This window comes from Methylosinus sp. shoA (genome assembly GCF_059718125.1).
In genome coordinates this window covers 711,696-733,493 of record NZ_AP046091.1, presented here as the reverse complement: position 1 = coordinate 733,493, position 21,798 = coordinate 711,696, and the positions used below count along the sequence as shown (strand labels likewise).

At 67.5% G+C, this 21,798-nt stretch carries 19 protein-coding genes; 5 read left to right on the top strand and 14 right to left on the bottom strand.

Going from position 1 to position 21,798, the window contains the following annotated elements; all coding sequences use genetic code 11:
• Nucleotides 1-50: 50 nt before the first annotated feature.
• Nucleotides 51-1,982, top strand: a complete 1,932-nt coding sequence (thrS, locus tag AC6IW9_RS03395; protein ID WP_497769154.1) for a threonine--tRNA ligase — start codon at nt 51-53, stop codon at nt 1,980-1,982.
• A 145-nt stretch (nt 1,983-2,127) separates the two neighbouring features.
• On the opposite strand, the gene recN is transcribed toward thrS, so the two are convergent.
• From recN to AC6IW9_RS03380, 3 genes are all read right to left on the bottom strand, one after another.
• The gene (gene recN, locus AC6IW9_RS03390) at nt 2,128-3,858 is read right to left on the bottom strand and encodes a DNA repair protein RecN (protein WP_497769153.1); all 1,731 of its coding nucleotides are present in this window, start codon (nt 3,856-3,858) and stop codon (nt 2,128-2,130) included.
• 45 nt (nt 3,859-3,903) lie between these two features.
• Nucleotides 3,904-4,803, bottom strand: coding sequence for an outer membrane protein assembly factor BamD (locus tag AC6IW9_RS03385; protein ID WP_497769152.1), 900 nt, complete (start codon nt 4,801-4,803; stop codon nt 3,904-3,906).
• Between the two features lie 156 nt (nt 4,804-4,959).
• Nucleotides 4,960-5,763, bottom strand: coding sequence for a sterol desaturase family protein (locus AC6IW9_RS03380; RefSeq protein ID WP_497769151.1), 804 nt, complete (start codon nt 5,761-5,763; stop codon nt 4,960-4,962).
• Between the two features lie 263 nt (nt 5,764-6,026).
• Between AC6IW9_RS03380 and AC6IW9_RS03375 the strand changes: the two genes are divergently transcribed.
• Nucleotides 6,027-7,790: a SulP family inorganic anion transporter gene (locus tag AC6IW9_RS03375; protein ID WP_497769150.1), complete on the top strand. Its 1,764-nt coding sequence runs from the start codon at nt 6,027-6,029 to the stop codon at nt 7,788-7,790.
• Nucleotides 7,791-7,895: 105 nt separating this feature from the next.
• Here AC6IW9_RS03375 and AC6IW9_RS03370 read toward each other — a convergent pair whose 3' ends face one another.
• From AC6IW9_RS03370 to AC6IW9_RS03355, 4 genes are all read right to left on the bottom strand, one after another.
• Nucleotides 7,896-8,930, bottom strand: a complete 1,035-nt coding sequence (locus AC6IW9_RS03370; protein ID WP_497769149.1) for an aspartate-semialdehyde dehydrogenase — start codon at nt 8,928-8,930, stop codon at nt 7,896-7,898.
• 66 nt (nt 8,931-8,996) lie between these two features.
• Nucleotides 8,997-9,374, bottom strand: a complete 378-nt coding sequence (locus AC6IW9_RS03365) for a 6-pyruvoyl trahydropterin synthase family protein (protein ID WP_497769148.1) — start codon at nt 9,372-9,374, stop codon at nt 8,997-8,999.
• On the bottom strand, nt 9,371-10,003 hold the full coding sequence (gene queE / locus AC6IW9_RS03360; protein ID WP_497769147.1) for a 7-carboxy-7-deazaguanine synthase: 633 nt from the start codon (nt 10,001-10,003) through the stop codon (nt 9,371-9,373). The genes AC6IW9_RS03365 and queE overlap by 4 nt, the downstream gene beginning before the upstream one ends.
• A 69-nt stretch (nt 10,004-10,072) precedes the next feature.
• Nucleotides 10,073-10,441, bottom strand: coding sequence for a c-type cytochrome (locus tag AC6IW9_RS03355; protein ID WP_497769146.1), 369 nt, complete (start codon nt 10,439-10,441; stop codon nt 10,073-10,075).
• A 247-nt stretch (nt 10,442-10,688) separates the two neighbouring features.
• On the opposite strand from AC6IW9_RS03355, the gene AC6IW9_RS03350 reads away from it, so the two are divergent.
• Both AC6IW9_RS03350 and phbB read left to right on the top strand, forming a co-directional pair.
• Nucleotides 10,689-11,864, top strand: coding sequence for an acetyl-CoA C-acetyltransferase (locus tag AC6IW9_RS03350; protein ID WP_497769145.1), 1,176 nt, complete (start codon nt 10,689-10,691; stop codon nt 11,862-11,864).
• Between the two features lie 95 nt (nt 11,865-11,959).
• Complete coding sequence (phbB, locus tag AC6IW9_RS03345) at nt 11,960-12,685, top strand: acetoacetyl-CoA reductase (RefSeq protein WP_497769144.1); 726 nt, start codon at nt 11,960-11,962, stop codon at nt 12,683-12,685.
• Nucleotides 12,686-12,718: 33 nt separating this feature from the next.
• Here phbB and AC6IW9_RS03340 read toward each other — a convergent pair whose 3' ends face one another.
• Together AC6IW9_RS03340 and AC6IW9_RS03335 are read right to left on the bottom strand one after the other, a co-directional pair.
• A complete protein-coding gene (locus AC6IW9_RS03340; RefSeq protein ID WP_497769143.1) occupies nt 12,719-14,863 on the bottom strand; it encodes a PAS domain S-box protein in 2,145 nt (714 codons plus the stop codon).
• A 187-nt stretch (nt 14,864-15,050) separates the two neighbouring features.
• Entirely contained in the window at nt 15,051-17,123 is a 2,073-nt protein-coding gene (locus tag AC6IW9_RS03335; protein ID WP_497769142.1) for an elongation factor G, read from the bottom strand.
• Nucleotides 17,124-17,608: 485 nt separating this feature from the next.
• On the opposite strand from AC6IW9_RS03335, the gene AC6IW9_RS03330 reads away from it, so the two are divergent.
• On the top strand, nt 17,609-18,049 hold the full coding sequence (locus AC6IW9_RS03330) for an Hsp20 family protein (RefSeq protein WP_497769141.1): 441 nt from the start codon (nt 17,609-17,611) through the stop codon (nt 18,047-18,049).
• 55 nt (nt 18,050-18,104) lie between these two features.
• Here the strand turns inward: AC6IW9_RS03330 and AC6IW9_RS03325 are convergent, their stop codons facing one another.
• From AC6IW9_RS03325 to AC6IW9_RS03305, 5 genes are all read right to left on the bottom strand, one after another.
• Complete coding sequence (locus tag AC6IW9_RS03325) at nt 18,105-18,941, bottom strand: FTR1 family iron permease (RefSeq protein ID WP_497769140.1); 837 nt, start codon at nt 18,939-18,941, stop codon at nt 18,105-18,107.
• A 12-nt stretch (nt 18,942-18,953) separates the two neighbouring features.
• Entirely contained in the window at nt 18,954-19,286 is a 333-nt protein-coding gene (locus AC6IW9_RS03320; protein WP_497769139.1) for a cupredoxin domain-containing protein, read from the bottom strand.
• 203 nt (nt 19,287-19,489) lie between these two features.
• Nucleotides 19,490-19,822: a hypothetical protein gene (locus AC6IW9_RS03315; protein WP_497769138.1), complete on the bottom strand. Its 333-nt coding sequence runs from the start codon at nt 19,820-19,822 to the stop codon at nt 19,490-19,492.
• A 17-nt stretch (nt 19,823-19,839) separates the two neighbouring features.
• Nucleotides 19,840-20,478: a guanylate kinase gene (gene gmk / locus AC6IW9_RS03310; protein ID WP_497769137.1), complete on the bottom strand. Its 639-nt coding sequence runs from the start codon at nt 20,476-20,478 to the stop codon at nt 19,840-19,842.
• An 85-nt stretch (nt 20,479-20,563) separates the two neighbouring features.
• A complete protein-coding gene (locus AC6IW9_RS03305) occupies nt 20,564-21,451 on the bottom strand; it encodes a YicC/YloC family endoribonuclease (RefSeq protein WP_497769136.1) in 888 nt (295 codons plus the stop codon).
• Nucleotides 21,452-21,798: the final 347 nt, after the last annotated feature.

The window sequence follows — 21,798 nt, the reverse complement described above, 5'->3', positions numbered from 1 at the left end:
TCCGCGACTTACGCCGATTCGTATCGGCGAGTGGGCGCAAAGGAGAAGACATGATCGCCGTTACTTTCCCCGACGGGGCGTCCCGTCAATTCGAGCCGGGCGTCTCCGGCCTCGATGTCGCCAAGAGCATCTCCCCCTCACTCGCCAAACGCAGCGTCGCCATGGCGCTCGACGGAGAGCTGCGAGACCTCGCGGACAGAATCGACCGCGACGCGAAGATCGAATTCGTGTCTCGCGAAGATCCGCGCGCGCTGGAGCTGATCCGCCACGATTGCGCGCATCTCTTGGCCGAAGCCGTGCAGGAGCTTTTCCCCGGCACGCAGGTCACCATCGGCCCGGTGATCGAGAACGGCTTCTATTACGATTTCCATCGCGCCGAGCCCTTCACGCCCGACGACCTCCCGCTCATCGAGAAGAAGATGCGCGAGATCGTCGCGCGCGACGCCGCGATCACCAAGGAGGTCTGGACGCGCGATCAGGCCAAGACCTATTTCACCGCCAAGGGCGAGGCCTTCAAGCGCGAGCTGATCGAATCCATTCCCGGCGACGAGGATTTGAGAATCTATCGCCAGGGGCAATGGCTCGATCTCTGCCGCGGCCCGCATATGCCCTCGGTCGGCAAGATCGGAACGGCCTTCAAGCTGATGAAGGTGGCGGGCGCCTATTGGCGCGGCGACCACAATAATCCGATGCTGTCGCGCATTTATGGAACCGCCTTCGCCAAGCAGGAGGACTTGGACGCCTATCTGCATCGGCTCGAGGAGGCGGAGCGGCGCGACCATCGGCGGCTCGGGCGCGAGATGGACCTGTTTCATTTCCAGGAGGAAGGGCCGGGCACGATCTTCTGGCACGAGAAGGGCTGGACTTTGTTCCAGACGCTCGTCTCCTATATGCGCCGGCGCCAGAAGGCCGCCGGCTACAAGGAGGTGAACACGCCGCAAGTGCTCGACCGCGCCTTGTGGGAGACCTCCGGCCACTGGCAGACCTATCGCGAGAACATGTTCCTCACCAAGACCGAGGACGAGCGGATTTTCGCGCTGAAGCCGATGAACTGTCCCGGCCATGTGCAAATCTTCAAGAACGGGCTCAAGTCCTATCGCGACCTGCCGGTGAAGATCGCCGAGTTCGGCATCGTGCATCGCTATGAGCCGTCGGGCGCGCTGCACGGCATGATGCGCGTCCGCGCCTTCACGCAGGACGACGCGCATATCTTCTGCAACGAGGACCAGATCATGGAGGAGGCGTTGAAGATCAACGACCTCATCCTGACGATCTATCAGGACTTCGGCTTCGACCATGTGGTGGTGAAGCTCTCCACGCGTCCCGAGAAGCGCGTCGGCTCGGACGAGGCCTGGGACAAGGCGGAAGCCGCGCTCTACAAGGTGCTGGACGAGTTGAAGGCCCGCGGCCTCGAGACTGGCGTCAATCCGGGCGAGGGCGCCTTCTATGGGCCGAAGCTCGAATATACGCTGCGCGACGCGATCGGCCGCGAATGGCAATGCGGAACGACGCAGGTCGACTTCAATCTGCCCGGGCGCTTCGGCGCCTTCTACATCGGACCGGACAGCGAAAAGAAGACGCCGGTGATGATCCACCGCGCCATGTTCGGCTCGCTCGAGCGCTTCACCGGCATTTTGATCGAGCATTACGCCGGCCATCTGCCGCTGTGGCTCTCGCCGCTGCAGATCGTCGTCTGCACGATCACGCAGGACGCCGATGATTACGCGCTCGAGGTGGCGGCGGGGGCGCGCGAACTCGGCCTCTCGGCGGAGCTCGATCTGCGCAACGAGAAGATCACCTATAAGGTGCGCGAGCATTCGCTCGCCAAGGTCCCGGTCCTTCTCGTCGTCGGCAAGAAGGAGGCGGCCGAGCGCACGGTGTCGATCCGAAGGCTCGGCTCGCAGGCGCAGAGCTCCGCGAGCCTCGGCGATGCGCTCGCCGCGCTGGCGGCGGAGGCGACGTCGCCGGATGTGAATGGATAAGGCGAGAACATCGTGCGCGCTCCTTCTCCCGCTTCGCGGAGAAGGAGGCCTCGCGTCAGCGAGGTCGGATGAGGGCGCGTCCCGCTGCAACGATATCGAAAACGTCATCCGCTCCGCGAACAGCAGCGGCCCCCATCCGACCCGGCTACGCCGGGCCGCCTTCTCCCGCAGAGCGGGAGAAGGAGGACGTTCCGCCCGCCCCTTCCAGCAGCCGCGCGGCGGCGGCGCGGGCTTCGTCGGTAATGGTCGCGCCGGCCAGCATGCGGGCGATCTCCTCGCGGCGCTCGGCCGCCGCCAGCTCGGCGACGCGGGTCGCGACCCGGCCGGCATTGGCCGCCTTGCCGCCGCCCGCCACGCCTTTGGCGATGCGCAGATGGCGGCTCGCGCGCGCCGCCACTTGCGGGGCGTGGGTCACCGCCAGCACTTGCGCGCGCGTCGCGAGCCGCGCGAGGCGCTGGCCGATGGCGTCGGCCACCGCGCCGCCGACGCCCGTGTCGATCTCGTCGAAAACGAGCGTCGGAGCCGAGCCGCGGTCGGCGAGCACGACTTTCAGCGCCAGCATGAAGCGCGCGAGCTCACCGCCCGAGGCGACCTTCACCAGCGGGCCCGGCCGCGAGCCCGGATTGGTCTGCACCCAGAACTCGACGCGGTCATAGCCGTCCGGCCCGCCGCTCGTCGGGTCGCTGACGATTTCGGTGCGGAAATGCGCGCCGTCGAGCCGCAGTGGCTTCAATTCGGCGTCGACGAGAACGTCGAGCTTTTTCGCCGCCGCCCGCCGCGCCGCCGACAGGCGTTCCGCCGCGCGGGCATAAACGGCGCCGGCGCGCTCGACCTCCTGCGCGAGGGCGGCGATGCGGGCCTCGCCCGCGTCCAGCGCCGCGAGCTCGCCGGCGAAACGCCCGGCGAGAGCGGCGAGATCGTCGGCCGCGACCTGATGCTTGCGCGCCGCGCCGCGCAGCGCGAACAGCCGCTCTTCGAGCCGCTCCAATTCGCGCGGATCGAAATCGGCGTCGGCCAGCGCCCGCTCCAGCGCCTGTTCGGCGAGGCCGAGCGCGTCGAGCGCCGCCGACATCGCCCGCGCCGGCGGCTCCAGCAGCTGCGGGGCCTGCGTCAGGCGGCGCTCGAGCCTTCGCGCCGCGGCGCCGATCTCGGACGCCGGCGAATGATCGCCGGAGAAGGCGGCGAGCGCGTCGCGGAGATCGCCGGCGACCTTCTCGGCCCGCTGCATGGACTGGCGCCGTTCGGCGAGCGCGGCCTCCTCGCCGCGCTGCGGCGCCAGCGCCTCCAGCTCCTCCACCGCATGGCGCAGATAATCCGCCTCGGCGCGCGCCGCCGCGACGCGGGCCTCCTCCTCCGCGAGCATTTTGCGCGCGTTCTGCAGCGCCGCGTGTAGCGCGCGCGTCTCGGCCGCTAGGCCCGCTAGGCCGCCATGGGCGTCGACGAGCGCGCGATGGGCGCTCGGATCGACGAGCGCGCGATCGTCGTGCTGGCAATGGATTTCGACCAGTTCCGCCCCGATGGCGCGCAGCGCCTGGGCGCTCACCGGCTGGTCGTCGACGAAGGCGCGCGTGCGGCCGTCCGCCGCCTGCACGCGCCGCAGCACCAGTTCCTCGCCCGTGTCGAGGCCGAACTCTCTGGCTGCGACATGGGCGGCGTGGGTCGGCGGCAGGTCGAAGACCGCGGTCACTTGGCCCTGCGCCTCGCCGGCGCGCACCAGAGAGGCGTCGCCGCGCGCGCCGAGCGCGAGCAGAAAGGCGTCGAGCAGGATGGATTTGCCGGCGCCCGTCTCGCCCGTCAGCGTCGTCAGGCCGGACGCGAATTCGAGATCGAGCCGGTCGATGAGGACGATGTCGCGGATGGACAAACGGACGAGCATAGGCGCGCTACTTCACTGCCGGCGCGCCGCCGACCGTCGCTCCGGTCAGCTGGCGCCGAGCGTCTTCCCGATCTTGGAGAGCCAGGAGCCCTGATGCTCCTGCGGCGCCACGCCGCCCGTCGCGAGCAGCTCATGAGCGTCCTTGTACCACTGCGAATCGGGGAAATTATGCCCCAGAATGGCCGCCGCCGTCTGCGCCTCGTTGACGATTCCCATGGCGAAATAGGCCTCGGTCAGGCGATAGAGCGCCTCCTCGGCGTGGCGGGTCGTCTGATATTTGGCGAGCACGTCGTGGAAGCGATTGATCGCCGCCGAATAATTCTTGCGGGTGAGATAGAAGCGGCCGACCGTCATGTCCTTGGCGGCGAGCTGATCGCGCGCCACCTGGATCTTGTATTTGACGTCGGCCACATATTCCGATTTGGGAAATTTCTCGACCAGCTGATTGAAGATGACGAGCGCCTTCTGCGCCGTCTCCTGATCGTGCATCACGCCGGGCACTTGATTATAATAGGACATGCCCGCGATGTAATACATATAGGGCGTCTCGGGCGAGGTCGGATAGAGGCCTATGTAGCGCTGCGCCGAGGCGACCGCGTCGTCGTAGCTCGGCTTTTGATATTGGGCGTAGGTCTGCATCAAGAGGCCTTTGCGCGCCCAATGCGAGAAGGGATATTGCTTCTCGAGCTCGCCGAACTTCTTCGCCGCATTCTCGTAATCTTTCGACTCGAGCTTGGCGAGGGCCTGATTATAGATGTCCTCCGCCGGAATGTCGGGGAGGAGCTCGGTCTTGTATTTCTCGCCGGAGAACAGGCCGAAGCCGTTCGAGATGCTGTCCAGAATGTCGGCGCGGCCCGGCGCGGCGGGAAGAGCCGCGACGAGCAGCGCCGCGAGGACGCCGCGGGCGGCGGCGAAACGGCGGGACGGGCGTGAAATCATCGGCATGTCATCTGCCTCATCGGCATTCGCGGTTCTTTTTTCTCTAAACCATATCGCCGCCCGGCGCCAACGGGGCGCGGTTCGAACGCGTGACGAAAGAGAAGACGAGCCGCTTCGGGCGAGAATATGGCCGATGCGAGGAAACGCGATCCGTAATCGCCTTCAGGCCGCTCTTTCCCGGGCGCGCTGGCGCGCCCGCTCCGGCACGAGATCCCAGCGGGTGCGGAAGATCGTGTCGCAGAAGCCCGGGCTGCCGAAGCCGTCGGAAAAGCTCACATTGCCGCGCGTGTGGTGATTGCCGTGCGCGATGCTAGAGGTGAGACGGTCGAGGACGGAATTCAGCGGCCGTCGCCAGCCGGTCGCCGCCGGATCGCGGAAGGCGACGCCGAAATCATAGCCCGAATGCTCGTAGAGCCCGCCGAAGGCGCCGAGGCAGGGCACGGCGAGATGGAACAGCATGTCGGAGCCGCCGCCGCCCACGAGAACGAGCGGCAGCAGATAGGGCAGGGTGATCTCGAGGAAGAAGTCGGCGCCCGACTGATAGCAGGCGCTGATCGCCTTGCTGGCGCCGGTCGTGTGATGGAGCGTGTGGCCGAGCGGGCGCATCAGCGCCGGATGATGCATCAGCCGGTGCGAGACATATTGCACGACGTCGTGACCGACCCCCATGCCGGCGAGCGAGAGGACGGCCGCGACGAACGAGAGATGCGGCGAGCCGACGAAGGCGAGGCCGAAATATTGCGTCGCCAGCATGGCCGGCAGCAAGATCGCCGTCTGATTGAGCAGCACGCGCGGCAGGAGCTGACGATAGCTCATGCGATCGAGATCGCGCACCTTGAAGCGCGCGAGCCGATGCGTCCTGTCGCACCATTCGAAGGCGAGCCCGACGCCGTGAAAGGCGATCATGTGGACGAGCCAGGCGAGGAACGACAGAGGCAGGGCCACAGCGAACGGATCGAAGGACATGAAGGCGAGCATTCCCGAGAGGAGCCGTATGCGACGCGCGCGCCGCAGAGCGCGCCGAGCGGCTGATTTCGCCCGTTCATAGCCGAGTTCTGGCCGATTTTAAAGACACGCGCGCCGCATGCTTTGTCGCGTGCGGCCAACGGCTTGCGCGCAACGGCGGACTGCGCCGGCTGCGCTCCGCGCCATTCCTCGCATCGATCGCCGAGCGTCGCGCCCTAGATTTGCGGAGCGGCTGTTCGTGGCCGCCTTTCGGAACTGCGATCATGCCGCCGACGCGCTCCTGGCCGGTCTTCCCGTCTCTGCCTCAGGCCCGCTGGTCCTACGATCTCGCCGCCGGCCTCACCCTCGCCGCCATCGCCATTCCCGAGCAGATGGCGACGGCGCGGCTCGCCGGCTTTCCGCCGCAGATCGGCTTCTTCGCCTTTCTCGCGGGCTCGCTCGCCTTCGCCGCCTTCGGCTCCAATCGCTTTCTCTCGTCGGGCGCCGATTCGACGATCGCGCCGATCTTCGCCGGCGCCCTCGCTCTGCTCGCCGCGCGGGGCTCGCCGCAATTTCTGGCGCTCGCCTCCTTCCTCGCCCTGCTCGTCGGGGCGATCCTCGTTCTCGGCTTTCTGCTGCGCGCCGGCTGGATCGCCGATCTCCTCTCCGTCCCGGTGACGACGGGATTTCTCGCCGGCATATCGATCCACATTCTGATCTCTCAGCTGCCGGCGCTGCTCGGCCTGCCGAGCGTGGAAGGCAATGAATTCTACCGCGTGAACGAAATGGCGAGACATTGGCGCGAGGTGAATCCGGCGACGATCGCCATCGGCCTCGGCGCGCTCGCCGTCATCGCCGTCGGCGAGAGAATCGCCCCGCGCCTGCCGTCGGCGCTGGTCGCGCTCGTCGGCGCGAGCCTCGCCGTCCGCTCCTTCGATCTCGAGAGGCGCGGCGTCGCCGTGCTCGGCGCGGTGTCGACGGAGTTTCCGCATCCGCGCTTTCCCGAGATCGCGCCGGCGGATATCCCCCACATCGTCGGCCTCGCGATCATCATCGCCGTGGTGATCATGGTGCAGACGGCGGCGACCTCGCGCTCCTTTCCGAACGAGGAGGGGCGTGCGCCCGATGTCGATCGCGATTATCTCGGCGTCGGCGTGGGCTGCCTTCTCGCCGGCCTCGTCGGCGCCTTCGCCGTCGACGCCTCGCCGCCGCGCACGGCGATCGTCGCCGCGACCGGCGGACGCTCGCAGCTCTCCTCCATCGTCGCCGCGCTCATCGTCGGCGCGTTGCTCGTCTTCGGCGCCTCGCTGCTCGCCCATGTGCCGAACGCGGCGCTCGCCGGCGTGCTGTTGTTCATCGCCGCGCGCATCTTCCGCCTGCATCTGATGCGCGATATCGCCCGCAAGACACGCAGCGAATTCGCGCTGGTCGCGCTGACCGTGGCCGCCGTGGTCGCATTGCCGGTGCAGACCGGCGTGTCGCTCGCGATACTCCTTTCACTGCTGCACGGCGTATGGACGACGACGCGCACGCGGCTTCTCGTGTTCGAGCGCGTGCCGGGCACGTCGATCTGGTGGCCCGCGGCGGACGACGGCGCCGAGCCCGGCGGCGAGCGCCTCGAAGGCGTGCTGGTCGCAGCGTTCCAGGCGCCGCTCTCCTTCCTCAACGCCTACGGCTTTCAGCGCGAGCTGCGCGAAGCTTTCGAGGCGGACGAGACGCGGCCGAAGCTGGTGGTGCTCGAGGCGGGCAATATCGTCGAGGTGGATTATACGGCGGCGCACATTCTCGAGCAGGATATCATGGACTGCCGCGCGGCCGGCGCGGATTTCGCGATCGCCCGGCTCGAATCGGTGCGCGCGCGGGACGCGCTGGAACGCTTCGGCGTGATGAAGACTCTCGGGGAAGGAAGGTTGTTCCGCAGTGTGGACGAAGCGACGAAAGCGCTCGCGCCCCACGCTGAGCCTTTGCAGGTTCGCGCCCCTTCTCCCACTCGTGGGAGAAGGTGGCCCGGCGAAGCCGGGTCGGATGAGGGCGGCTGCGGTCCGTGATATTTCGGGAGAGCGAGCGGGTTCGTTGTCGTGGACGGAACCCTCATCCGACCCCGCTTCGCGGGGCCACCTTCTCCCGCGAGCGGGAGAAGGGGAGCGTCCCCCTCACGCCGCCTTCTGCTTCGGCGTCACGAGCTTCCGGTTCACCAGCACCTCGGCGATCTGCACCGCGTTCAGCGCCGCGCCCTTGCGCAGATTGTCGGAGACGCACCACAGAACCAGGCCGTTCTCGACGGTCGGATCGTCGCGGATGCGCGAGACATAGGTCGCGTCCTCGCCCGCCGCCTCATGCGGCGTGATATAGCCGCCGGGCTCGTGCTTGTCGATGACGAGCACCCCCGGCGCCTCGCGCAAAATGTCGCGCGCCTCGTCCGGCGACAGCGGATTCTCGAACTCGATGTTGACCGCTTCGCTGTGGCCGATGAACACCGGCACGCGCACGCAGGTCGCGACGAGCTTGATCTTGGGGTCCAGGATCTTCTTCGTCTCGGCCACCATCTTCCACTCTTCCTTGGTGAAGCCGTCCTCCATGAAGACGTCGATCTGCGGAATGAGATTGAAGGCGATGCGCTTCGGAAACTTCTTCGACTCCAGCGGATCGGAGACGAAGACCGAGCGGGTCTGCGCGAACAGCTCGTCCATGCCCTCCTTGCCGGCGCCGGAGACCGATTGATAGGTCGAGACGACGACGCGCTCGATCGTCGCGGCGTCGTGCAGCGGCTTCAGCGCGACGACGAGCTGCGCGGTCGAGCAGTTCGGATTGGCGATGATGTTCTTCTTCGCAAAGCCGGCCGCCGCATCGGCGTTGACCTCGGGCACGACGAGCGGCACGTCCGGATCCATGCGCCAGGCGGAGCTGTTGTCGATGACGACGCAGCCCTGCGCGCCGATGCGCGGCGACCATTCGCGCGACACGTCGCCGCCCGCGGACATCAGGCAGATGTCGGTGTCGGAGAAATCATAAGTGTCGAGATGGCGGCATTTGAGCGTCCTGTCGCCGAAGGACACTTCCGTCCCGATGGAGCGGGACGAGGCGAGCGCGACTGCTTCCGAGACCGGAAAGCGGCGCTCCGCCAGAATGTCGAGCATTTCGCGGCCCACATTGCCCGTGGCGCCCACGACGGCGACTTTGTAACCCATGGGAACGTCCTCCTCGGCGTCCGTTCGCCCAAACGCGCTGGTTATGGCCGCGGCCGGGCGGAAAGTCTACTGCTTGCGAAGCACGCAGCCCTCGTTGCAGGTGTCGCGGAACACGCCGACCTCGTGGATCATCGGCAGCTCGGGCTCGAGATCGCGCCAGACATAGACGCACAGATTCTCGAGCGTCGGCTTGCCGAGCCCCTCGAGCTCGTTGAGGAAGGAATGGTCGAGTTTTTCGCGCAGCAGCGAGAGTCGGCGGCCGAGCTTGCCGAGGTCCATCACCCATTCCTCGCCGTCGACCCGCGGCCCGCGCAGGGTCACCCGCACGCGGAACGAATGTCCGTGCAGATTGCGGTAGACGCCGCCGGTCGGGTGCTCGGGGTCGCACAGGGCGTGCGCCGCCTCGAAGCAGAATTCCCGGTAGACCTCGAACTCTATGGTCATTTCACCCCGATCGTCTTGTGCGTCTGCAGCGACAGAAGCCAGAGCGGATGCGCGAGGCAATAGTCGACCGCCGCCCTCGTATTGTGCGCCGCCTCCGGTCCGTCCATGGGCTGCAGCAAAAAATGGTCGAAGGCCAATCCTTCGAACAGCTCCGGCTCGGCGCCTCGCTGCGGATAGACGAGCTTCAGCTCGTCGCCGGAGCGCTGGACGAGCGGAGCCCCGGCCTTGGGGCTGACGCAGATCCAGTCGATCGCGCGCGGAACCGGGCGAGTCCCATTGGTTTCGACCGCGATCTCGAAGCCTCGGCCGTGCAGCGCGTCGATGAGCGCGTCGTCGATCTGCAGCATCGGCTCGCCGCCGGTCAAGACGACGAAACGCCGCTCGCGCCCCTCGCCCCAAAGGGCGGCGAGGCGGTCGGCGAGCGCGGCGGCGGTCTCGAAACGTCCGCCCTCCTCGCCGTCGACGCCGACGAAATCCGTGTCGCAGAAGCGGCAGGCGGCGTCCGCGCGGTCGGCCTCGCGGCCGCTCCAGAGGTTGCAGCCGGAAAAACGGCAGAAGACGGCGGTCCGCCCGGCGTGGCGGCCTTCGCCTTGCAGCGTCTTGAAAGCCTCCTTGACCGCATAGGCCATGGCGCCGATCCTCGAACGATCGGGGCTGATTAGGGCCTCGCGCCGCCTTCGTCCAGCGCGGCCGCGGGTCTATCCGTGCTTGGGCCGGTCGTCTTTGTCGATGCCCGGCTCGGGCGGACGCGGGCGCGGGTCGAGGCTGCGGATATAGGAGACGAGATCGTCGATCTCGCGCCGCGACAAATGCATGTCGGGCATTTTCGGATGCGGGTCGACGAGGAAATTGGCCAGCGCCTTCGCGTCCTCGCGGCGGCGGGCGATGTCGGAGAAGCTCGGCGCGTCGGACATGGCGCTCTTCTGTCCGTCCGCCACCAGATGGCAGGAGGCGCACCAGCGCCGGGCGATCCGCCCGCCGTGCGCGGCGTCGCCGCCGGCCAGCGCGGGAAGGGCGGCGATGATCATGGTCACTGCGGCGCAAATCGTCGATTTCGGTCGCAACATCGGCGCCCCCTCCTCCCTATTGCGACGGCGTGAGCCGCCTTGTCGATTCGGCATGAGATCATGATTTATCTCAGAAGAGAATGCGACCGACGCGTCCGGGGAGCGCGGCGCGGGGTCGCCGCTCCGGCGACGCGCGTCGATTTGGCCGCCGGCGGGCGCTTGACGAGCCTTGCCGCAAAATGCTCAACGTGCGCTCCAGCGGCGTCCGGGGGCGCCTCGCAGCAGCTCGACCAAGCAGGAGATCGACATGACGACGGAAATCGTGATCGTTTCCGCGGCGCGGACCGCCGTGGGATCGTTCAACGGGGCGTTCGGCTCGACGCCGGCCCATGAGCTCGGCGCCGTCGCGGTGAAGGCCGCCGTCGAGCGCGCGGGCCTCCAGCTTGCCGACGTCGACGAAGTCATCCTGGGACAGGTCCTCGGCGCCTCCCAGGGGCAGAACCCGGCGCGCCAGGCGGCGATCAAGGCCGGCGTGCCGCAGGAGAAGACTGCTTTCGGGATCAATCAGGTGTGCGGCTCGGGCCTGCGCGCCGTGGCGCTCGCGGCCCAGCAGATCCAGGCGGGCGACGCTTCGGTCATCGTCGCCGGAGGCCAGGAGTCCATGTCGCTCTCGCCCCATGCCGCGCATATGCGCGCCGGCACGAAGATGGGCGACGTGAAATTCGTCGACACGATGATCGTCGACGGGCTGACCGACGCCTTCAACGAGTATCACATGGGCGTCACGGCCGAGAATGTCGCGGCGAAATGGCAGATCAGCCGCGCCGAGCAGGACGCTTTCGCCGTCGCCTCGCAGAACAAGGCCGAGGCGGCGCAGAAGGCCGGCAAGTTCAAGGACGAGATCGTTCCCTTCACCGTTTCGACCCGCAAGGGCGACGTGATCGTCGACCAGGACGAATATATCAAGCATGGCGTGACGCTCGAGGGCGTCGCCAAGCTGAAGCCGGCCTTCGCCAAGGACGGCACGGTGACGGCGGCCAACGCCTCCGGCCTCAACGACGGCGCCGCGGCGCTCGTCGTCATGTCGGCGGCGGAAGCGGCCAGGCGCGGCCTCGCCCCGCTCGCGCGCATCGCCTCCTGGGCTACCGCCGGCGTCGATCCGACGGTGATGGGCTCGGGCCCGATCCCGGCGTCGCGCAAGGCGCTGGAGAAGGCCGGCTGGAAGATCGGCGATCTCGACCTCGTCGAAGCCAACGAGGCCTTCGCCGCGCAGGCGATCGCCGTCAACAAGGACCTCGGCTGGGATCCGGCGATCGTCAATGTGAATGGCGGCGCCATCGCCATCGGCCATCCGATCGGAGCCTCGGGCGCGCGCGTCCTGACGACGCTGCTGTATGAGCTCGCGCGTCGCGGCGGCAAGCGCGGCCTCGCCACGCTCTGCATCGGCGGCGGCATGGGCGTCGCGCTGACCATCGAGCGCTAATTAAGGACCGCGGGCCGTCGGGCTCGCTCTCGAGGGCTGCGAACCTCTAGAGGCTCGCGGTCCATATTTCCGGGAATTCGATGAAGGAGGACGAGGTGGGCAGAACAGCGGTTGTGACGGGCGGCACGCGCGGCATCGGCGAAGCGATCTCCAAGGCGCTGAAGGCGGCCGGCTATAATGTCGCTGCGACCTACGCCGGCAATGACGAGGCGGCGAACAAGTTCAAGGACGCGACGGGCATTCCCGTCTACAAGTTCGACGTCTCGGACTATGACGCCAGCGCCGCCGCTCTCGCCCAGATCGAGAAGGATATCGGACCCGTCGATATTCTGGTCAACAACGCCGGCATCACCAAGGATCGCCTGTTCCACAAGATGGAGCTCGCGCAGTGGCGGGCGGTGATCGACACCAATCTCAACTCGCTGTTCAATGTAACGCGCCCGGTCATCAACGGCATGCGCGATCGCGGCTTCGGCCGCATCATCGTCATCTCGTCGATCAACGGCCAGAAGGGCCAGGCGGGCCAGACCAACTACTCCGCCTCCAAGGCCGGCGATATCGGCTTCGTGAAGGCGCTGGCGCAGGAGAGCGCGTCCAAGGGCGTCACCGTCAACGCCATCGCGCCCGGCTATATCGCCACCGATATGGTGAAGGCCGTTCCGCAGGAAGTGCTCGACAAGCACATCATTCCCTATATCGCGGTCGGCCGTCTCGGCGAGCCGGAGGAGATCGCGCGCGCGGTCGTGTTCCTGGCCTCCGACGACGCCGGCTTCATCACCGGCTCGACGCTGACGATCAACGGCGGCCAATATCTGACCTGATCCTCGAGCGGGACGCGCCGGGGGCGCGTCCCTTCACTCCGCCTCGACGAGTCCTGCGTCGCCATGCTCGCCGGCGAGCGGGAGCGTGAAGCTCAGAATCGCGCCGCCGCCGGGATTGGATTCGGCCCAGAGTCGGCCGTAATGCGCCTCGACGATCGCGCGCGAGACGGCGAGGCCGACGCCGAGGCCATGAGTCTTGGTGGTGACGAAGGGCTCGAACAGCAGGCTGGTGATTTCCTCCGAGAGTCCCGCACCCGTATCGGCGATGTCGGTGCGGATCATGCCGCCGTCGACGAGGCGCGTCGAAATGACGAGCTCGCGCTTGTCCGCGCCTTGCATCGCCTCGACGGCGTTGCGCTCGAGATTGATCAGCACCTGCCGCATCTGCGCCCGATCGACAATGACGCAGTCGTTCGCCGCCGCGAGCTCGACGGTCACTGCGACCTTGGCGGCAGTCTGCTCGGGATCGGCGAAGTCGCGCGCTTCCTCGATGATCCGGTGCAGGCTCTGCAGGGTCTTGTCCGGCTCCGCGGCGGCGACGACGCCGCGCAGCTGACCGATGATCTGCGCGGAGCGCATCACCTGCGCGACCGCCCTCTCCAGAATCCGGTCCAGGTCGTGGGCGGCGTTCTCCGCCTGCCGGCCGCGATGCAGGAGCCGCCGCGCCGTGCCGAGATAAGCGGCGATCGCGGACAACGGCTGGTTGATCTCATGGGCGACGCCGGCTGCGACCTGCGCCATCAGATCGAAGCGGTCGATGCGCAATTTGCGCATCTGCGCCTCGGCGCGGCGACGCTCGGTCAGATCGCGCAGGAATCCGATGAAGAGGCGGCCGCCGTCGAAAGGCGCCTCGCTGATCGTCAGCTCCAGAGGAAATGCGGAGCCGTCCTTGCGCCGCCCGACGAGCTCGCCGGCCTCCGGCGCGCCTGCGTCCTTCCTCGCCGGCCATTCGGCGAGGAAGCTCCCGGGCTCGAGCGCTTGCGGGACGAACAGGTCGAGGGGATGGCCGATCGCCTCGGACGCCTCATAGCCGAACATCCGCAGAGCCGCGGAGTTCACCGATAGAATGACGCCGCTCTCGTCCAGCGTGGCGATGCCGTCGACGGCGCTTTCCACGAGCGCCCGCAGATGGGCCTGATTGGCCATCGCCTCGCGCTCGGCGCGCTTGCGCTCGCTCACATCGCGCATGGTCCTGGCGAAGCCGCGCAGCCGCCCGCGATCATCGCGCAGCGGCGAAATCTGCGTCTCGACGGGAAAGGACGTCCCGTCCTTGCGCAGGCACTCGCTCTCTCCCCTGTAGCCGCCGTGAGCGATGGCGTGCGCGAGCTCCTGAGCGGCCGAGCCGCGTCGATCCTCTGGATAGAAGACCGAACCGTCGCAGCCGACGATGTCCGCCGCCGTCCAGCCGCAAATGCGCTGCGCGTCGTGATTCCAGCTCGCGACGCGTCCTTCGGAGTCGAGTGTGAACAGCGCCGTATCGGGCGCGCCCTGGACTATGAGGCGGAAATATTCCTCGCTCTCGCGCAGAGCCTGCCTCGCGCGATGAGCCGCGACATTCTCGATCACGTCCCAGCGGTCGTTGCGGCGCATCAGCGCGAAGTCGTGGCGCGCGATGACGTCCAGCACCTCGGCGGCCCCGCATGACGACAACGGATAGGCGCAGAGCGACAAGATACGTTTGGACACGACGAGCGAGCCGAGCCGCGTCTCGTATCTCGCGATACCCGGCCAATCGTCCGCGCCGAACTCGAAGGCGTTGCCGGCGACGCGCAACCCCGCGAAACCGCGCCGGTAGGCGAGCTCGATCCTGGCCTCCAGCAACCGCAACGCATGGCCGCCGTCGAGCCTTCCCTCATGGACGTAGATCTCCTCGAACGGCAAGATCTCGATACAGTCCACGGCGTGGCGGCCGCGCATCTCGGGCGAGATGCGACGCAATGCGTCCTTTGCCTCCTCCACGGCGAGCGGCGGCGCGACCGCCCAGAGACACAGTTCGCCGGCGGCGAGCCCGGCGGCCAAATAAGGCGCGACGATCTCGAGCAGCTCGCCCGCATTCCGATAGAACTGGCAGAAGTGCGATCCCCAGGCCAGATCGCCGACGCCCTCGATGCCGGACGCGCGTGGCGCTTCGTCTACTTCAATCGACCCGCCGAAGTAAAAATGCGTTTCGGAATGCATGCGCCCTGTTCCGGAATAGACAGCTTGCGCCGACACTCGTCCACGCGGCGGCGAACGCCGAGCGCGAGACCTTGCCGCCGCGTCAACCTTGCCAAAATGAGACAGCGATGAGACGCCTATCGGCGCGGATCAAGAAACGAGCCAGCAGTGCATCGTTTCTACGTGGGACAATCGCGCCCCGCGGCGCTCAGCGTTCCGCCGCCGCTCCCCCGCGCGCCGCGACGACCTCGCGCGCCTGCCGCCCCACCACTTCGGCGAGATGGTCGAAGGCGGCCTCGAAACTGCCCGCGCCGGATGTGGCGGAGCGCAGTTCGATGATGAGGTCGCCGATCTCCGCCTCGGGGATGAGCGCCTCGATCTCGTCCCATCCCTCCCAGGCGGAACGCGGATGAAATCCCAGTATTTGCCCGCGCCGGGACGAGACGAGAGACGTGGCCCGCGACATCGCTTCGCTCGGCGTGCGGATCACCACGGAGAGCAGGGGTTCGAGCAGGAGCGGCTCCGCCTTGCCCAGCGCCTCGGCCATGCCGATGCGGGCGGCGGTGCGGAACGCCATGTCGGAGGAATCGACGCTATGGTAAGAGCCGTCGACCAGAACGGCTTCCACATCGACGACCGGAAAGCCGAGCGGTCCGCGGGCCAGCGCGTCGCGGCAGCCGGCTTCGACCGATGAGTAGTATTGTTTTGGCACAACTCCGCCATGCACCCGCTCGAGGAAGCCGAAGCCCTCGCCGCGCCCGCGCGGGGCCACCTCGAGCACGACGTCGCCGAACTGGCCGTGGCCGCCCGATTGCTTCTTGTGCCGCCCACGCACGCTCACCCCACGGCGGATCGTCTCCCGGTAGCCGACGGCCGGCGGATGGGTGGAGACCGTGACGCCATAACGGGACGAAAGCCGCTCCAGGGCGACGCGAATATGCATTTCGCCTTGGCCGAGCAGTTTCATCTCGCCGAGTTCTTGATTGTGGACGAAGACGAGCGAAGGGTCCTCGTCGATCAGCTTGGCGAGCGCGGCGGTGAGCCGCATCTCGTCCTTGCGGTCCTTCACCGCGAGCGCCAACGCATAAACGGGCGACGGCGCGTCTATCTTCGCGGGGACGGGCGCTGCGCCATGCGTCTCCGCGCTCAGAATATCGCCGACAGCGGCATGCTCGAGCCGTCCGAACGCGAGCGTGTCGCCCGTCTCGGCCTTCGCTTGCTTCGTCGCTGCGCCGCCGATCAGCGAGAAGAGCCCGGAGATCTTGTCCTCGACGCCCGAGGCGCCGACCACCGCCTGGCCGTCGTGAAAGCCGCCGCGCAGCACGCGCGCCAGCGACAGCTTGCCGCCATGCGGCGTGTGAACGGCGCGGATGATCTGCGCGAGCGCCGGCCCCTTCTCCTCGATTCCGAGCCGCGCCCGCGTCTGCGCGATCCCCGGCGCCTCGTGACGCAGCGCCTTCAATAGACGTGTGACGCCGGCGCCGCGCTCGGCCGCGCCGACGAACACGGGCGCGACATGTCCGCCGCGCAGATCCTTGGCGAGATCGTCGAAAATCTGGTCGCGCGGCGGCTCGATGTCGGTGATGAGCTCCTCCATCAGCGCATCATCGTAATCGGCGAGCCGCTCCAGCATGGAATAGCGCGCCTCCTTCTCGAGAACCGCCTCGCCCGGCGGAATGTCGATCACCTCGGAGGGCGCGTGCTCGCGATAGACATAGGCCCGCTCCAGAGCGAGATCGATGAAGCCGACTGCAATGCCGTTGTTCCAAATCGGGATTTGCCGCAGCAGCAGAGGCGTGCGCGAAACGGATTGCAGCAGCGACAAGGTCTCGTGCAGGCTTCCCGAAGCCGCATCGATCTTGTTGAGGAACAGCAAATGCGGAACGCCGGCGTCCTCGACGGCGCGCAGCACGAGCTGGAGCGCGGGCAGCTTGCGCGGATCGGCCTCGGCGACGACGATCGCGACGTCCGCCACGGGTAGGACCCGGCGCTGTTCATCGGCGAATTCGACCGAGCCGGGGCAATCGACGAAGACATAGCGGTCGCCGAGATAATCGACGCCGCCGACATTGCTCTCGACGCTCATCGCATGGGCGCGCGCCTCGGGGGAGGAGTCCCCGACGCTGGCGCCGTCGCGCACGAAGCCCTGGCGCGAGATCGCGCCGCATCGTGCGAGCAGGCACTCGAACAGGCTCGTCTTGCCGCTCTGAAAGGGGCCGACCAGCGCGATCAGACGCGCGCCTGCGGCTCTCGCCTCGCCGGACGTTTTCGTCTCACTCATGACCCGCTCCCGTTGCCGGCGCCGGCGAGTGGAAACCTTGTCGGCTCCGTGACGACGATGCTCCCACCAAGCCGGCCGACGCGCAAGCGCGAAACACGGACGCGCCGCAGCAGGAGTCATTGCGCCGCAACATCAAAAATAGGAGCGGCAGCCTTCGCATTCCACCGCGCCCGGCGTCCGTTGAAGCCGGTGCGGCCGAGCGCGAGGCTCTCCCCCGGCCACGGCGTGAGTGTGACGGCGGCCGAGCGCATGTCGCCCCGAGATCGCGCGGGCTAGAGCGCTTTCCGCTCGAACGGAATCGTTCGAGCGATCAGAATTCGCTCCAAAACGAAAAAGCTAGAGCGGTTTCCGATCCGATCGGATCGGAAACCGCTCTAGTCGGAAGCGCCGCTTGATCGCGTCGAGCTTCGGCTCCATATACGCCGCGGGGCGCCGCGACGGGCCTTCCGAGACATTATCACGAGAAGCGCCGCGAGGGCTTCGCCATGGCACGACTGCCGACGCTCAACTCCCCTTTTCTCTTGGGGTTCGACGAGATCGAGCGCGCGCTCGACCGCGTCACCCGCTCCGGCTCGGACGGCTATCCGCCTTATAATATCGAGCGTCTGCCGCGCACCGAGGACAGCCCGGAGCGACTGCGGCTGACTCTGGCCGTCGCCGGCTTCACCCGCGACCAGCTCGATATTTCGCTCGAGGAGAATCAGCTCGTCATTCGCGGCAAGCAGGTCGACGATCGCGAGCGGCAATTCCTCCATCGCGGTATCGCCGCGCGGCAGTTCCAGCGCGCCTTTCTGCTGGCCGAGGGTATGCAGGTGCAGGGCGCCGATCTCGTCAACGGCCTGCTGTCGATCGATCTCGTCCGGCCCGAGCCGGAGCGCGTCATCCGCAAGATCGATATTTCGACGCCGGAGGAGCCGGGGAGATAGCACGCTCCCTTCTCCCACTCCGCGGGAGAAGGGAGCGCGCCTGGTTTTCAGCTGGCTATTCCGCCGGGGCGTGCGCCGTATTCGGCGCGCGCGGCGGCGGCGAAGAAAGCTTCGTCGCGATCGCGATCGTCGCCAAGGTCGCCACATAGACGACGACCTGCAATTCCGTCGGCTGGTCGGTGTAGCCGATCAGCGTATGCAGGACGCGGCCCAGTATGCTCGAATCCGGCAGGATGGCGGAGGTGTCCCACAAGGTCTCCGACAGAGCCGTGACGATCCAGGCCTGCTGCAGGAAGCCGGCGCATTGCGCGGCGAGGCCGGCGGCGAGCAGAGTGATCATCGCCGTCGTGACCGAGAACAAATAGCGCGTCGGAATGGTGACGAGGCCGAAATAAGTCAGCGTGCTGACCAGCGCCCCGACGACGAGTCCGCCGAGGCCGCCGAAGAAAAGATCGGCTCCCGATTCGCCCGAGGCGAGAATGCCATAGAGGAACAGCGCGACCTCCGAGCCCTCGCGCAGCACGGCGAGAGCGACGACCACGGCGAGCGCCAGGAAGGATTTCTCGCCCGCGGCGGCGGCGCGGCCGACCGCCGCCAGCTCCGAGGCGAGCTCGCGGCCATGGCGCGCCATCCAGATATTGTGCCAAGCGAGCATCACCACCGCGATCGCCAGCACGCCCGCGTTGAATAGCTCCTGACCGCGGCCGGCGACCGCTTGCGACAGAGCGTCGGCGAAGGCGGCGACGACCCCGGCGCCGAGCGCGCCCGCCACGACGCCGCCGAAGATGAAGGGCCGCGCGCCTCGCGTTCCGCGCGTGACCGCGAGCACGATGCCGATCACGAGGCCGGCCTCTATCACCTCGCGAAAGACGATGATGAGCGCGCCCAGCATGTTTGCTCCCTTCTACTCGACGATCAGCTCGCCCTTCGCCGTGTCCTCGTGATATTCGCCGGCGAAGGCGTAGCGGCCGGGCTTCAGCGGACGCAGCCGCACGGTGATCTCGCTATTGCCGGCGACGACCTTCTCGACCTTGAGCGCCTTGCTCTCGAACTCCTCGGGCGTCGCATCGAGATTTTTCACCGTGATGGCGATCGGCTCGCCGGCGCGGGCGGTGAGCGTCGAAGGCTCGAAGCGATGATCCTTGATCGACAGCTGCAGGGTGGTTTCGCCGGCCGCCACAGCGGCGAAGCCCGCGACCAGCGCCGCGGAGACGAGGAGCGTGCGGAAATAGATCATATCATGCCTCTCGAGAGAGCGAATGGCGACACCCCCGCCTCGTCCCGTGGGAATAGGACGCAAGAACCGGCCCAGCTCTGCCGGCGAGTCCGCGAGGAGCGCTGTCGAACTGTCACGATAACGTAAAAGAACGCTCGCGCGCGAACAATGGCGCAAGATCGGATTGCTTCCAATCTGCGGCGGACGAAAAGTCGCGGGGCGACTCAGCCGGGATAACCGTGGCGCGCCTTGCTGGCGCGCAGGAGCGACGCCGCCTCGCCGTCGCGTCCCGCCGCGCAGGCCGAATCGGCCGGCCCCAGCTCTGTCTGTATGGTCGAGTAGACGCTCTGGCCGACATGACCCATGGCGAGATCATTGTCCAGCACGGCGCGATAGCGCGCGATCGCGCCCGCGCAGCCGGGGCCGGAGGGAAGGGTGAAATTCTGGGGCGTGACATTGCGGCTGGCGACGACGGGCGCAACGGCGGCCGGCGGCTGCGCGGAATTGCAGCCGGCGAGCGCGCAGGCGGCGAGCATCGGTCGCACAAATCTCGTCATCGCTTTTCCCCCTCGACTCATTCGCTCAGCAGACGCTCCACGAAGGCCTCGATCCCCTTCATGCGCCGCGGCCGGCGCTGGCGCTCGGCCCGCAGAATGGCGATGAGATCGTCGAAGGTCCTCTGCAAGTCGTCGTTCACAAGCACATAATCATAGCTCTTCCAGCGCTGGATCTCGTTGCGGGCGTTGTCGAGCCGGCGCTCGATCGCGTCGCGCGAGTCCTCGGCGCGCCGCTCGAGCCGCGCGCGCAGCTCTTTCATCGAGGGCGGCAGGATGAAGACGGTGACCGTATCGGCGCCCATCTTGTCGCGCACCTGCTGCGTGCCCTGATAATCGATGTCGAACAGCGCGTCGCGTCCCTCGCTCAATATCTCGTCGACCGGCGCGCGCGGCGTTCCGTAAAAATTGCCGTGCACTTCCGCCCATTCGAGCAGTTCGCCGGCGTCGCGCATCGCCTCGAAGCGCTTCTGCGAGATGAAGGAATAGTGGATTCCGTCGACCTCGCTGGAACGGCGCGCGCGCGTGGTGACGGAAATCGACAGGGTGAGATCGAGCTCCCGGTTCTGCAGCAGCATGCGCGTCAGCGTCGTCTTTCCCGCCCCGGAAGGCGAGGAGAGGATGAGGACGATACCGCGGCGGTCGGGGGTGTGGGGCATCGCGTGTTTCCGGGGCAGTCGGGCAGTAGGGCAATAGGCAGTATCGCTCGCAAAGGCTACTGCCTACCGCCCATCTGCCGATTGCCTATTCGATGTTCTGCACCTGTTCCCGCCACTGCTCCACCTCGATCTTGAGCTCGAGGCCGATGGCGGTGAGCGCGCCGTCGTTGGATTTGGCGCAGAGCGTGTTGGTTTCGCGCGAGAGTTCTTGGGCGAGAAAGTCGAGGCGGCGGCCGACCGGCCCGCCCTTGGCGAGGAGGTCGCGTGCGCTCGCGACATGCGTCTTCAGGCGGTCGAGCTCCTCGCGTATGTCGGCCTTGACCGCGAGCAGCACCGCCTCCTGATGCAGGCGCTGCGGATCGAAGGCGGCTCCCGTGTCGAGCAGAGCGGCGATCTGCTGGGCGAGCCGTCCGCGCGCCGCCTCGGCGCCGCGGCCCGGCAGAGCCTCGGCCCGAGTCGTCAGCTCGGCGATGCGGTCGAGCCGCTGTCTCAGCACGGCGGCGAGCGCCGCGCCCTCCACGAGCCGCGAGGCGGCGAGCGCATCGAGTGCGGAAGCCAGCGTCGCGAGTATCTGCGCGTCGAGCGCATTGCGCTGCTCCTCGTCGTCCTCGGGCTCGACGATCTCGACGATGCCGCGCACGGCGAGCAGACCGTCGAGCGAGGCCGGGCGAAGCGAAGCATGCAGCGGCACATCGTCGAGCGCCTTCAGCAGGCGCTCGAGCGCCGCGCGATTGACGCGCGTCTCGACGAGGGAATCGTCGCGCTTGGCGGTGAGGCCGGCGAAGCAAGCGCCGCGCGCGACGCGCCCGGCGATCAGCGCGCGCGCCTTGACCTCCACGGCGTCGAAATTGGGCGGCGCGCGCAGCCTCAGGTCGAGCCCCTTGGCGTTGACCGTCTTGATCTCCCAGGCGTACCGCCATGGTCCGAGCGTGTCGTGGGCGCGGGCGAAGCCCGTCATGCTGGCGAGAGACATGTCGCTCCTGTGGCGAACAGCGAGTAGCCGATAGCGAGCAGAATTCTGTGCGCTATCGGTTTACTCGCTACTCCCCCGTCATCGAAAGCTCGCCACATTCGGCACCGTCTTCGGCGAGCTCAAATCCCAGCTCCTGTCGCGCAGCGGATCGAGCGGCGTGCCTTCCGAGGCGTCGAATGCGCGCGCGCGGCCGCGGCGCTGGGGCGCGGTCACGGCGTCCGGCGCGGCGGCGGCGACGACTGTCTCGCCGCCAGGTCCGTCCTCCGGCTCCGGGGCGAGGCCGAGCCGCGCCGCACGTGCGCGCCGCTCGGCGCGCAGACGATCCGAGACGGGATGGACCGCGGAAG